Origin of the sequence: Halonotius terrestris (genome assembly GCF_006861665.1) — an archaeon.
Lineage (GTDB): Archaea > Halobacteriota > Halobacteria > Halobacteriales > Haloferacaceae > Halonotius > Halonotius terrestris.
This window is the reverse complement of the sequence record NZ_RKLU01000001.1, coordinates 179,014-191,780: the sequence shown is the minus strand read 5'-3', so window position 1 is coordinate 191,780 and position 12,767 is coordinate 179,014. Positions and strand designations below refer to the sequence as shown.

10 protein-coding genes and 2 pseudogenes (1 of these 12 running past the window's edge) are annotated in these 12,767 nt (G+C 64.3%); 2 read left to right on the top strand and 10 right to left on the bottom strand.

Going from position 1 to position 12,767, the window contains the following annotated elements; genetic code table 11:
* Nucleotides 1-28: 28 nt before the first annotated feature.
* The 4 genes and pseudogenes from EGH24_RS00960 to EGH24_RS00945 all read right to left on the bottom strand — a co-directional run bounded on the left by EGH24_RS00960 (nucleotide 29) and on the right by EGH24_RS00945 (nucleotide 3,933).
* Nucleotides 29-307, bottom strand: coding sequence for a winged helix-turn-helix domain-containing protein (locus EGH24_RS00960; RefSeq protein WP_142978301.1), 279 nt, complete (start codon nucleotides 305-307; stop codon nucleotides 29-31).
* 67 nt (nucleotides 308-374) lie between these two features.
* A complete protein-coding gene (locus EGH24_RS00955; protein ID WP_142978300.1) occupies nucleotides 375-1,148 on the bottom strand; it encodes a DUF4397 domain-containing protein in 774 nt (257 codons plus the stop codon).
* A 161-nt stretch (nucleotides 1,149-1,309) separates the two neighbouring features.
* Entirely contained in the window at nucleotides 1,310-2,173 is an 864-nt protein-coding gene (locus EGH24_RS00950) for a thiamine pyrophosphate-dependent enzyme (RefSeq protein ID WP_142978299.1), read from the bottom strand.
* A pseudogene (locus EGH24_RS00945) lies at nucleotides 2,170-3,933 on the bottom strand (2-oxoacid:acceptor oxidoreductase subunit alpha). The gene EGH24_RS00950 and the pseudogene EGH24_RS00945 overlap by 4 nt, the downstream one beginning before the upstream one ends.
* A gap of 205 nt (nucleotides 3,934-4,138) precedes the next feature.
* On the opposite strand from EGH24_RS00945, the gene EGH24_RS00940 reads away from it, so the two are divergent.
* Entirely contained in the window at nucleotides 4,139-4,777 is a 639-nt protein-coding gene (locus EGH24_RS00940; RefSeq protein WP_142978298.1) for an FAD-dependent oxidoreductase, read from the top strand.
* Nucleotides 4,778-4,845: 68 nt separating this feature from the next.
* Here EGH24_RS00940 and EGH24_RS00935 read toward each other — a convergent pair whose 3' ends face one another.
* Both EGH24_RS00935 and EGH24_RS00930 read right to left on the bottom strand, forming a co-directional pair.
* Complete coding sequence (locus EGH24_RS00935) at nucleotides 4,846-6,771, bottom strand: sensor histidine kinase (RefSeq protein WP_142978297.1); 1,926 nt, start codon at nucleotides 6,769-6,771, stop codon at nucleotides 4,846-4,848.
* Nucleotides 6,768-7,871 (bottom strand): FIST signal transduction protein, encoded by a 1,104-nt coding sequence (locus tag EGH24_RS00930; RefSeq protein WP_142978296.1) that lies wholly within the window; start codon nucleotides 7,869-7,871, stop codon nucleotides 6,768-6,770. Before EGH24_RS00930 ends, EGH24_RS00935 begins: the two co-directional genes overlap by 4 nt.
* A gap of 235 nt (nucleotides 7,872-8,106) precedes the next feature.
* Here EGH24_RS00930 and acs point away from each other — a divergent pair, with 235 nt between their 5' ends.
* The gene (acs, locus tag EGH24_RS00925) at nucleotides 8,107-10,098 is read left to right on the top strand and encodes an acetate--CoA ligase (RefSeq protein WP_142978295.1); all 1,992 of its coding nucleotides are present in this window, start codon (nucleotides 8,107-8,109) and stop codon (nucleotides 10,096-10,098) included.
* Nucleotides 10,099-10,134: 36 nt separating this feature from the next.
* Here the strand turns inward: acs and EGH24_RS00920 are convergent, their stop codons facing one another.
* The 4 genes and pseudogenes from EGH24_RS00920 to EGH24_RS00905 form a co-directional block, all read right to left on the bottom strand.
* A complete protein-coding gene (locus EGH24_RS00920; RefSeq protein ID WP_142978294.1) occupies nucleotides 10,135-11,046 on the bottom strand; it encodes a MinD/ParA family ATP-binding protein in 912 nt (303 codons plus the stop codon).
* Nucleotides 11,047-11,181: 135 nt separating this feature from the next.
* The gene (locus EGH24_RS00915; RefSeq protein WP_142978293.1) at nucleotides 11,182-11,451 is read right to left on the bottom strand and encodes a DUF5816 domain-containing protein; all 270 of its coding nucleotides are present in this window, start codon (nucleotides 11,449-11,451) and stop codon (nucleotides 11,182-11,184) included.
* Nucleotides 11,452-11,672: 221 nt separating this feature from the next.
* A pseudogene (locus EGH24_RS00910) lies at nucleotides 11,673-11,924 on the bottom strand (DUF7520 family protein); the annotation flags it as partial.
* 205 nt (nucleotides 11,925-12,129) lie between these two features.
* Nucleotides 12,130-12,767, bottom strand: the 3' portion of a protein-coding gene (locus EGH24_RS00905; RefSeq protein ID WP_142978776.1) for a cbb3-type cytochrome c oxidase subunit I. The gene runs 1,138 nt beyond the window's last position; only the last 638 of its 1,776 coding nucleotides appear in the window; the start codon falls outside the window, past its right edge — the gene reads right to left on this strand; it ends in the stop codon at nucleotides 12,130-12,132.

Below are 12,767 nucleotides of genomic sequence, written 5' to 3'. Positions count from 1 at the left end.
CGGTTCTCCCCGCTGTCGTTGTTCGTACTCATACTGGTAGTTCCTCGGCGATCTCCTCGATGATATCCCAGTTGTGCTGGGCCGTTTCGGTCGGCGAGTACACCGCCCCGTAGTCGTCGCCGGTCCGTGTGATGATCCCGTGTTCCAGCAGCACGTCCAAGTGGTGGCGGACCGTCGAGTAGTCGAGTTCCAGCGTTTCGGCCAGCTGGTTGGCGTTCCGTGGTCGCTCGTCGATAGCCCGGAGGATGCGGAGCCGGTTGGGCCCCCCGCGGGTACCGGTCAGCACGTACCACAGAACGGCCTCCATACACCGGGTGTTGGCTGCGCTCGGCCTAAAGATGTCGTTGTTGCGACAGCAGTTGCCGATGGGGGGGTCAGTTCTCCGCGTCGACGACCAGTTCGAGACCGAAGGGCGCGTCAGCGGGGGCGTCGTCGGGCGCGAGGTAGCCGACCGCGAACCCGGTGTAGACGGTGCCGGCCTCCGGTGCGACATCGAAGCTGTCGACCACATCGCCGTCGTTGTTCTCGGTCGCCGGGCGGACGTTCAACGTGTACTCGCCGGGCGCGACGGTGGTCGCTCCCGCCGCGCCGAAGGGTACGTCTTCGAACAGCGCGTTGCCGCCCGTGGTCACGTCGACGTTCGGCGCGTCCGGCGCGGCGTGGACCAGCCGGATGCGGGCGTCCTCGCCAGGATCGGAGATGTCGTCTTCGTAGACCTCGACGCCGAAGGCCTCGTTTTCCTCGGCGAGTTCGCCGAGGGCTGCGATGGTGAACTCCCCGGCGGGGACTTCGAGTTCCTGATCGTAGACGACGGTGTCCATGTCGCCAGCGGCGGTGATCATGACCTGATACGTGCCCGACTGGATATCGAGGTAGTCGCTGACCGTCCGGTAGGGCACGTCTTCGAGCACCGCGTCGCCAGCGACGTAGACGTCGACGTTCGGCGCGTCCGGCGAGAGGTGGGCGACCCGGATGCTCGCGTCCGGCTCGGACTCGCCGTCGTCGCTTTCCATCTCCTCGTCGCTCATTTCTTCGTCGCTGCCGTCGTCGCCGCTCTGACCGCCACCGCCGGCACAGCCAGCGAGGGTGCCGATCAGTGCGATACCACCAGCGGATTTCAGTACCGTTCGTCGGTTGTGGGTCGACATCGTCAACTCAGCCAACGACCGACTTCAACATGAATCATTTCCGAGGTTTCTCCGGGGTCACACCGGGTTGGGTCCGGAGTCTTTCCCAAATTCGACCGGAAACCCTCGCGGGTGAGCTGATATTCGATAGCAAAAAGACCGCGTGACCGACCGCGCTGGCGTCAGTAGAACTCTCGAACGAGATCCATCGCGTCCTCGGGCGCGCCGTCGGGGATCTCAGCCATGCTCTCGCTGAGTCCGTGCTGGTCGCCGTAGGCTTTGGCCTGCTCGTTCTGATAGAGGACGCCCTGATACTCGTTTTCGGCATCGAGGATCACGTCTTGGGCGGCCTCAAGGTCGGTCGGATCGTGGTCGGTCTCGCCCACGTCNACNAGNNNGTCGCGGAAGTAGTCGTANGTGTCNACGTCGTTGAACGTNACACACGGNNNGAAGACGTTNACGAAGCCGAANCCGTCGTGTTCGANNGCCTNCTGGACGATCTCGGNNTGNCGCNNNGCNTCCGANGAGAACGACTGNGCGATGAACGTNNCNCCCGCNGNGAGNGCGAGCGCGAGCGGGTTCACNGGCNGCTGNTTCGGCCCCTCGGGCGTGGTGGAGGTTTCGAAGTCCTCNCGNGAGGTNGGCGAGNNNTGNCCCTTCGTCAGCCCGTANATNCGGTTNTCCATGACNACGTANGTCATGTCGACGTTCCGGCGNACGGCGTGGANGAAGTGNCCNNCGCCGATNGAGTAGCCGTCNCCGTCGCCGCCNGCGNCCATNACTTCNAGNTCGGGGTTNGCCATNTTNACGCCNGNNNCNANCGGNAGCGCGCGNCCGTGGACGCCNTGCAGCGCGTANNNGTGCATGTANGTCCCGATCTTGCCCGAACAGCCGATGCCGGCGACGACGAACGTGTTGTCGGGGTCGTTCCCCGTGTTCGCNAGCGCCTTCATCATNCCGTTCATCGTCCCGAAGTCGCCGCAGCCGGGACACCACGTNGGNTGTTTGTCNGATTTGAAGTCGGTGAAGCGTACGTCTGAGCTCATTGTGGGACCTCCTGTGTACCGCTGACTGCCTGCTTGATCTCCTCGGCGAGTTCGTCGGCCTTGTAGCGAACGCCGTTGTACTTGTTAATTCGGTCGACCCGCGCGAGCGCGTCGCGTTCGATCAGGTCGGCGAACTGGCCGGTGTTGTTGCACTCGACGACCAGCACGTCTTCGGCGGCCTCGATAGCGTCGCTAAGATCCGGCCGCGGGAAAATGTAGGGAACGGAGATGAACCGCACGTCGATCCCCTCGTCGTCGAGCAGNTCNATCGCCTCGACGATNGCNCCCTCGTTNGACCCCCACGAGACGACGAGNNTNTCGNNGTCNGNGTCGCCGAACTCCCGTGGCTCCCAGTCCTCCCGCTCTTTGGCGGTCTCGACCTTCCGGTCGCGTTTGTCGACCTGTTTGACACGCATTTCGGTGTCTTCGGTCCGGCGACCCAACTCGTCGTGTTCGAGGCCGGTCGTCATATGCGCGCCGTCGTCGGTGCCGGGGATCGCTCGCGGGCTGATCCCGTCGTCGGTGAGCGCGTGGGGCTGGAACTGCCCCTTTTCGTTCTGCCACTCAGCGAGGCCTTCCTCGTCGACGAGTTTCCCGCGGTCGATCTCGACGGCATCCATATCGAAGGCGTCGGGTTCGAAGGTCTGTTCGGTGACCGCGAGGGCGAGGTCGCCGGCGAGATACACTGGAATCTGGTATTTTTCGGCGAGATTGAATGCCTCGACCGTTTTCCAGAANCANTCNNNGANGNTCGTCGNNGCGAGGACGAACCGCGGAATCTCGCCGTGGCCGCCGTACAGCGCCATGTCGAGGTCGCCCTGCTCCTGTTTCGTCGGCATTCCCGTCGANGGNCCGGANCGCATCACGTNNNNGATGACCANCGGNGTCTCNGNNGTNGCGACGAGCCCGAAGCTTTCGGTCATGAGGTCGATCCCCGGGCCGGAGGTCGCGGTCATCGCCCGCGCGCCGGCTCGGGCCGCGCCCAGTGCCATGTTGATCGCCGAGAGTTCGTCCTCGGCCTGCACCACGTGGCCGCCGTACTGTTCGATCCGGCCCTTGAGGTATTCCATCACGTCTGTCGCGGGCGTGATCGGGTAGCCGGCGTAGTAGCGACAGCCCGCGGCGATCGCGCCCATGCCGATGGCCTCGTCGCCGTTCAGCAGGACGTAGTCGTTGTCGGTCGTTTCGAGGTCGTACTCGAACTCGTGGTCGTGGTTCTCCTCGACGTGGGCTTGGCCCTTCCGAGCGGCCTCCTTGTTGTTGTCGACGAGTTTCTGGCCTTTCGCGCCGAACCGTTTTTCGAGCGCGCTGTCGAGGTTCTCGATCGGGAACCCGGTGACCGCACAGGCCGCCCCGAGGGCGACGACGTTGCGCATGATCGCGCCGCCGGCCTCCTCGGCCAGCCGCTTGAGGGGGACGTCGAGGCCGACGACGCCGTCGGGGATCGGCGCGTCCTGCATCGTGGTGCGCTCGCCGTCGTAGATGATCACGGAGCCGTCGTGGAGTTCGTCGCGGTTCTCCTCGATCGTCCGCGGCGTCAGCGCGATGAGGACATCCAGACGGTCGACGACACTCTGGACCTTGTCGACGGACGTGCGGATCTTGTAGGCNGTGTACCCNCCGCGGATACGNGANGCGAANTCNTTCGAGGTAAANACGTGNCGNCCNGCNCGCGAGAGGGCCTGGGCGAAGATCTTCCCAGTGGAGTCGATNCCNTCGCCGGCNTCGCCGCCGANNGCCCAGTTGAAGTCCGCAGGCATTGGTATCAGCCCCTCTTACGTACCCCAAATCAAAAGACTTCTGAAAGAGGCACCCCCGATACCGCGTTTACTGTCTATCATCTGCAATCAATAGTGAACGAATACGCAGTTCTGTCGACAACGATACCGGATCCCGGACGCGATCGACCTCCAGTGTCGCCGACGGGAGCAAAGACCCTTTAGGAGCGGTCGCCAACCTCCGGGCATGGATGCGACGGTTACGGTCACCGACGTGACGACGGTTGGCCCCGAGACGGTTGCCCTCGAATTCGACACGCCGGATGGCTTCGACGCCCAGCCCGGCCAGTTCGTCAAACTCACCGCAACGGTCGACGGCGAGAGCTACTCGCGGTTCTACACCCTCTCATCGCCGACCGTCCGCGATGGCTTCGAGATCACCGTCGAGATCGATCCCGCCGAGAGCGGCCCGTTCAGCGAACACCTCGCTGCTCTCGCACCCGGCGACACGATCGACATGAGCGGTCCGTTCGGCGCCGACTACTACGAGGGCGAGGGTCACGTCGTCGTCCTCGCCGGCGGCCCCGGCATCGGTCCTGCGGTCGGCATCGGCGAACGCGCCCTCGATGACGGCGGCGAGGTCGCTATCGTCTATCGGACTGACTCGCCGGCCCACGAGGAGCGGCTCTCGATGCTCGAAGGCCGTGGGGCGAGCGTCACGATCCTCGACGACGACATCACCGACGCGGTCGCCGACGCACTCACCGGCGACGCCGACGAACAGGTCTTCGTCTATGGGTTCGCCGAGTTCGTCGACGACGCGGCCGACGCCGTCGAGGCCGCGGGTGGCGACCCGGACGAATCAAAGGTCGAGAACTTCGGCTGAACGCCGCGCTCCGCTCGTATTTTTTTGCGGTACTACCGACGCGCAGCGTTGGTGCTTCCGCTTCGTCGTTATTCGTCCTCGGTCAACTCCGTCCCGACATCGCCAACCAGCATTTCGTCGTTGTCGTCGCCGCTCGCCTCGTCGGCAGCGTCGACCGTCACGCGGGGCAGCGTCAGCGTGATCCGCGTCCCTGCCTCAGCCTCGTCGATGGTGATGTCGCCGCCGAGCAGCGAGATGGCCCAGTAGACGAGCCACAGCCCGAGTCCGGTCCCATGCTGGAGCGGTGTTTCGTCGCCGCTCTCGATGGTCTTCCGCTCGTGTGGCGGGATTCCGGGACCGTTGTCGGTGATCTCGATGTCGACCCACTCGCCGGCCCGGCCGGTCTCCGAGGGGCCAGCGGTTACCGTCACCGTCGGTGTCGACTGGTCGTTGTGGACGATGGCATTGCTCACCAACTCGGTGAGTGCCATCTTCAGCCGCACGTCGGCTCTGACGTACATCGGCTCGAAATCGTCGACGGTGAACGAGGCCTCGGGATGGCGGTCCTCGAACTCGTCGGCAACTGTTTCGAGAAGGGTCCGCACGTCGCAGGCCGTATTGATCTCCCGACCTTGATCGAACAGCGACCGGACGGTGACGGCCTTCTCGCTCAGCTGTGAGAGGTTCTTCACGCGCTGTTCGATCCCGTTGACGCAGGCTTGGAGGTCCTCGCGTTCGACCTCCTCGTCCAGCAGGGCGGCGTTGCCCTCGATGACGTTGATCGCGTTCCGGAGGTTGTGCCGCAGTACCCGGTTGAGGACGCTCAACTGCTGGTCGCGCTCCTTGCGGGCGGTGATATCCTGCAGTGCCAACTCGAAGACGGTCTCGTCGCGCTCTTCGCTGGCGATGCCGGAGATCTCGGCCCACATCGGGTTGCCCGCGGCCGTCTCAAGCTGGAGTTCGACGCTGTCGACCTCGCCTTCCGCCAGCAGTTGATCGCTGAACGCCTCCCGCTCGGCGGGATCGACGTAAATGTCACTGACAGTGTGGTCGTCGAAAAACGCTTTCGAGTCGGCTTCCAAGATATCGACCAGCCCCTGGTTGACGAGGCGGAACTCGCCGTCCGCGCCGGGGGTGGTCTGGTAGACGCCGATCGGGAGGTTCTCGACGAGGCGTTCGTACCGCTCTAACTCCCGTTCCCGCTCCTTTTGATCGCTGATATCGACGTACAGTTGGATGTACTCGGCCTCGTGGTCGGTTTCGACGGGGACGCTATGGAAGAGGAACTCGCCGCTGCCCTCCCGGGTCGGACACGTCGTTTCCGTGGTGACATACCGGTTTTGCCCCTCGCCGGCGGTCGGTCGCCGGTCGCCGACGGCGGCTTCGGTCGGCGTGAGCTCGCCGAGGAGGTCCTCGCCGGGCGTTCGGTCGGGCGTGCCGAACGTCCGCTTGAAGGGTTTGTTGCAGGCGACGATGCGCTCGGTACCGTCTTCGACGACCGTGTTGGCGACGGGTTCGGGAATGGCGTCGAAGACGGCACCGAAGCGGTTGTGCTCCTTGCGGAGTTGGCGTTCGACCAGCTTGCTGTTGCAGGCTTCGGCCAGTTTCTCGTTGAGCGAGGCCAGTGCCGACCGAGTGACTGCGTCGAGTTCGCCAGTCCGTTTCCCCAACACGAGGACGCCGAACTCAGGGAGTTCGAACAGGTAGTAGTGCTCGTCGCTTGCCGTCGCGCCTGTCATCGGGAGGGCTTCGTCGATCCCGCCAGCGGTGTCGATGGCGTTGAGGCTGTTGGCGGCCGTCGACAGCAGGTCGCTGGCGGTCGGCTCCGCCGGCACCGTCGCCGTCGGCTCGTAGCTGCCGTCCTCCCGCCGGCGATAGATGCCGCCGACCGAGCAGTTCAGTTTCTGGAGGTACCCCGAGAGGGCTTCCTCGGCGGTTTCCTCCAGCGTCTCCTTCGGCCCGATCGACAGCGAGATTTCGTACAGCGTCTGGATCCGCTCTTGGCGACTGCTCATTCGTTTCTCACCGCCCCGATGACGGCCGTTTTGTTGTAGTAATCGAGATGGCCGGAGCCGTCGTTGGCGATCTCGCCGATCGTGAGCGCGCCGACGACCGGCCGGTCGCCGGTGTCGACGGCAGCCAACTCGCGGTCGAAGTCGTCGTCGAGATAGAGGCTCCGGGAGATGCAGTCGAAGGCGTACAGCGAGCCGTCGGTGTCGTCGCCGACGGCGGATTCGTAGGCGGCCGCGGCGGCCGCGATCAGCGACTCGTCGTCGCCGGTGAGGATGTTGACGAACTCGCCTTCGGGAACGCTGCCGAAGCAGGTCAGCGCGTCGCCCTCAACGGCGAAGGGGTCGCGGACGATCTGTTCGGCGTCGAGGCGCGTGATGCCGAACGGATGGGACTGTGCGACCTCGAAGAAGTTCTCGCGGGTAACGCTCGTCTCGGTTTGGGATTCGATCACCTCTTGGTAGACCGAAAACGCCGGCGAGCCGTCGAGTTCTGTCACTGTCGGGCCCTCGGAACCGGTCACACGGAACGGGCCGTCCAGCGTTTCCCAGCCGTGTTGGACGCCGATCTCGATCGGCTGCTCGACGGCGGCGATGACCGCGGCATCGGCAAAGACGCCGTCGTTGGTGAACACTGACGGCCCGCGGTCGTCGTCCAGTTGGCCCGCCCCGCCGCCGATGAAGTTCATACCGACGCCGTAGGTGCGGAACAACGATTCGATGACTGTCGGGACAGCCTCGGCGTAGGCGTCGACGAAGACGAACGCCGTTTCGTACCCGTTCGCCGGGAGTTCGGGATCGAGGGTGTCGGCGAAGTCGGCGTCGGGGTCGCTTGCATTCGGGAGGACGGTCACATCGGGTGTTGCTGGAAGCCCCACGGCGAGCAGGCCGGACTCCTTCGCCGTGCCCTCGTGGATGACTGCGGGAAAGACGCCGCCGAAGGCCGGCACCGACAGCCCCGCAAGTGTCGCCGCGAACTCGTCGCTGGCCACGTCGACTGACGGTGTCGCCAACAGCAACAGCCCGTTGACGCCGTCGCTGTCGGCGACCGCGGCGAGTGTTTCACGGAGGTCGGTTCCGGTAGCGGTACTGTATGTCGCCTCCATTTCTCTGACTGTTTTTGCCGAGAGATACTATAGTTTTGTGCCCTGAGCAACGCCGGTGGTGTGACGTCGCTACGGCGTCGTCGCAGTATTATTGTTCGGTTGACACGAAATCGGTCAGTTGGCATCAGTCATCGGCCGCCGTGGTTCGGTGGGGAGTATCTCTCAGCGTCACAAGACCGTCGCCCGCGGGTGTGGCATAGGTTTATCATGGACAATTGACTCAAATAGCATACCGATGTCCGATCCTGATGTTGAACTCGAAGCCCGCCTCGCCGAACAGGATTCCTTCGAACCGCCAGCCGAGTTCGTCGAGCAAGCTAACGTCAGCGATCCCGCGATCTACGACGAGTTCGATGAGAACTGGCCCGACTGCTGGACGCAGGCGGCCGATCTGCTCGATTGGGAGACGGAGTATACGGAAATTCTCGACGATAGCAACCCGCCGTTCTACGAGTGGTTCGCCGACGGCGAATTGAACGCGGCTGCGAACTGTTTGGACCGCCATCTGGATGAGCGCGGCGACGAGGCCGCCATCGAGTGGATCGGCGAACCCACCGACGAGGCCAACCGGACCTACACCTACGAGGAACTCCACCGCGAAGTCAACGAGTTCGCCGCGGCTCTCCGCGATCTCGGCGTCGAAGAGGACGACGTGGTGACGATGTATATGCCGATGATCCCCGAGTTGCCGATTGCCATGCTGGCCTGCGCGCGGATCGGCGCGCCCCACTCGGTCGTCTTCGCCGGCTTCTCCGCCGACGCGCTGGCCACGCGGATGAACGCCGCCGACTCGGAGTATCTAGTCACCTGCGACGGCTACTACCGCCGTGGCGATCCGCTCGACCATCTCGACAAAGCCAACGACGGACTCGCCGATGTCGAGCACGCGACCGACACGGTCGTCGTCGACCGCTTGCCCGAGTCCGACGCCTTCGGCCACGACCGCACCGACAGCCAACACCGCTACGCCGACCTCGTCGCCGACCACGAAGGCGCGATCGTCGAGCCCGTCTCCCGCAACGCCGAGGACATGTTGTTCCTGATGTACACCTCCGGGACAACGGGCGAGCCGAAAGGCGTCAAACACACCACGGGCGGCTATCTCTCGTGGGCGAGTTGGACTTCCCACGCGGTCCTCGACGTGAAACCCGATGACACCTACTTTTGTGCCGCCGANATCGGCTGGATCACCGGCCACTCNTACATCGTCTACGGGCCGCTCGCGCTNGGGACCACGTCGATGATGTACGAGGGCACGCCCGACTACCCCGACCGCAACCGACTGTGGGAGATTATTGAGGAGTACGAAGCGAATCAACTGTACACCGCGCCGACGGCGATCCGGGCGTTCATGAAGTGGGGCGAACAGTACCCCGAAAGCCACGACCTCTCCTCGCTGCGGCTGCTCGGCACGGTCGGCGAGCCGATCAACCCGCGTGCGTGGAAGTGGTACTACAAACACGTCGGCGACGAGTCCTGCCCCATCGTCGATACGTGGTGGCAGACCGAGACCGGCGGGATGATGGTCACCACGCTCCCCGGCGTCGGCGAGATGAAACCCGGCTCGGCGGGGCCGCCGCTGCCGGGCGTGAGTGCCGACGTGGTCGACGTAAGCGGCAGCCCGGTCCATGCAGGTGAGGCCGGCTACCTCGTCGTCAACAAACCGTGGCCCGGCATGTTGCGGACGCTGTACCGCAACGACGAGCGGTTCATCGACGAATACTGGCGCGAATACTCCGATGTCGACAGCGACGACCCAGCCGACTGGGTGTACTTCCCCGAGGACGGCGCGAAACTCGACGAGGACGGCTACATTACCGTGCTGGGTCGCGTCGACGACGTGCTCAACGTCTCCGGGCACCGCCTCGGAACGATGGAGATCGAATCCGCCATCGTCGGCGTCGAAGGCGTCGCCGAGGCTGCCGTCGTCGGCGGCGACCACGAGATCAAAGGTGAGGCCGTCTACGCCTACGTCATCACCGAAGACGGCTACGAGGAGGACGACGACCTCCGCGACCGCATCATCGCAGGCGTCGAGGACGCCATTGGCCCGATCGCTCGGCCCGAAGCCGTGATCTTCACGCCGGAACTGCCGAAGACGCGCTCGGGCAAGATCATGCGTCGGCTGCTCGAAGACATCGCAAACGGCGAGGAGTTAGGCGATACGAGCACCCTGCGAAACCCCGATATCGTTGCCGACATTCAAGCGGCTGCCGGCGACGACTGATCCACCGTCGGTCGCTGAAGCGAATGCGTCAGCCGACTACTCCCCTTTTCGCTTGACGAACTCGAAGCCGTTGTCGTCGGGGTCGCCCGTCGAAAGCTCGTCGGCTTCCAGCGGTTTGGTCGTCCCGCCCATCCCGTCGGGGTCGGCCTCGGCCGCGCTTTTGACGATCTCCTCGGCGTTTTGCAGATCCGAGAAGCCGCCCGTCCCGAGGACGTTGTCGTCCTCGTCGTCACTCGGCGCGTCACTGAGGACGAGCGTGTCGGCGATCTCATGGAAGGCCGCAGCCGCGTCGCTGTCGGGATCGAACAGCGTCACCGGCCGGCTCATGTCCTGCGCTGCGGCGACGGTTTCGTCCTCCGGGATCGCGCCGATGAGGTCGGTTTCGAGAAAGCCCGCCAGCCGTTCCGGTGGCGGGGCGCGACCGGTGCCGGCGCGGTTGAACACGACGCCGGCCACCTCGCCGTTGACGCGGTGGGCGAGCTCGATGGTCTTTTTCGCGTCGCGGATCGAGGCGACCCGCGGCGTCGAGACGATCATCACCTCGTCGGCCAGCCGCAGCGGGTAGATCGTCTCGGGGCTGACGCCGGCGGCCGTATCCAGCAGGACGAAATCGTAGGCGGGCCGGAGGCTGCGGATCACCGGCGCGAGCGCGGCGACGTTGATCGCGTTGAACTCCGCGAGTTCGGTGCCGGCCGGGAGGACGTGCAGTCGCTCCTCGATCGGATAGAGCGCTTCGGTTGTCGGGACCGTCCCCGAGAGGACGTCGTGGAGGGTCCGTTCGGGCTCGAACTGGAGGAAGTCGATGATGTTGGCCATCGCCAGATCCAACTCGACGATGGCGACCGTTTCGCCGGCCTCCGCGAGGGCGACGCCGATGTTGATCGCGGTCGTCGTTTTCCCGACGCCCCCTTTCGCGCCGGCGACTGCGATGACGCGCCCGTCTGCCATGTTTCCTATTCACGACGACACGGGCATAAATCTACGTTTTATACCTATCTCTGAGACTCCGCTCGGCGCGTGGATTCATGGCTCTGAATGGTCACTCACCGCAGTCGATAGCGACGTAGCGAGGAAAACAGCCCTTCAGAGGTACGCCGCATCCCAGTTCATCGGTTTGCGGCTGTTCGCACAGTCGGTACACTCGACGCGGCCCATCGCGTCCATCGACACGCCGAGGCTGCCGCAGGCCCCACAGACGTAGCCGTACCGCTCGGTTCGCTCGGCGTCGTTGTAGGCGACGAAGAACGGCCCCGTCGAGCCGTGGTCGCGCTCGTTGTAGGCGGCATAGACGGTGCCGTCCTCCGTTTCCACCTCGGCCGTGAGGGCATCGCCGTCGGTGCTATCGAAATCCATACACACATCTATCATGTACGATCACTAAAGACTACTGAGCGGTCGGAAAAACCGGCTGTTCGTTCGATTTTGCACTCCGAACCCGCCAGCTACTGTACGAATCTCAACCCCAGAACTCAGTCGGGGAGTTCGTCAGTACCCTCATCGCCAGCGGGCTCCACGCCGTCGCCGGCGTGTTCCACGTCGTCGCCAGCCCGCTCAACGTCGTCGTCCGTGCCCGGCGAGGCGTCGTCGATTCGCTCCGAGACGACCGTCACTAGCCCCAACAACACACCGAGGATGAGCGCGATCGTCAGCGCGCCGTAGGCTGCCAGTCCGAACGCCGTCGCCGGGAACTCGATCAGAAAGAGGAACCGCGGCGGCGTGATCTCATCGACGACGCTCGCAGTGAGGTAGCCGGCGACGCCGGTGAAACAGACAATTCCGAGATAGAGGCCGACAACGAGACGTTTCCCACCGATGCCCGAGCTCATACTCACAGTCGGGCCGGCCGACAGTTACCGGTTTCGTCCGACCGATGTTGTTTTGCGGGCCACGGCCCAAGAGCCGGTATGGAAGACAGTGACCTACTCGGGATCGTCCTCGGGGGGATCGCCGTGCTGATGTTCATCACCGGGATCGTACTGGTGATCTAGGACCAATCGCCGCGAAAACAGCCGCTCCGCAATCCGCAGTCGCTTACTTCTCGGCCGTGTCGTCGTCAGCGGCAGCCGTCGCTTCGTTGTCGACGGGTGTGCCGCCGTCGGTGGCGACTTCCTCGTCGCCGCCGTCGGTCGCTATTTCGGTGTCGAGTTTGCTCTCGAACCACTGCCACTCGATGGTGCGCACGTCGTCCTGCTGGAGGTTCCACGGATCGCCGCTTTCGACGCGTTTGCCCTCGAACCACGAGGACACCATGTTGTACAGCCAGATGATCTGGCCGACGAGGATGATGAGCGCGCCGAGGGTGGCGAACTGATGGAGGCTGGCGAACTCCGGCAGGTACTGGGCGTACCGCCGCGGCATACCGCCGTAGCCCAGCAGGATCATGGCGAGGAACGTGATGTTCGTCCCGACCATCGTCAGCCAGAAGTGGGCTTTCCCGAGGCTGGCCTGATACATCCGTTTGGTGACCAGCGGGAACCAGTAGTAGATGCCCGCGAAGCCGGCGAAGGCGATCGCGCCCATCACGATNNAGTGGAAGTGNCCGACGACGTAGTAGGTGTCGTGNANCACGAGGTCGATGGGNATGGANGCGAGGAAGACGCCGGTGATNCCACCGATGACGAAGTTTGCGACGAAGNCGATACAGAACAGCATCGGCGTCGTCAGCCGNA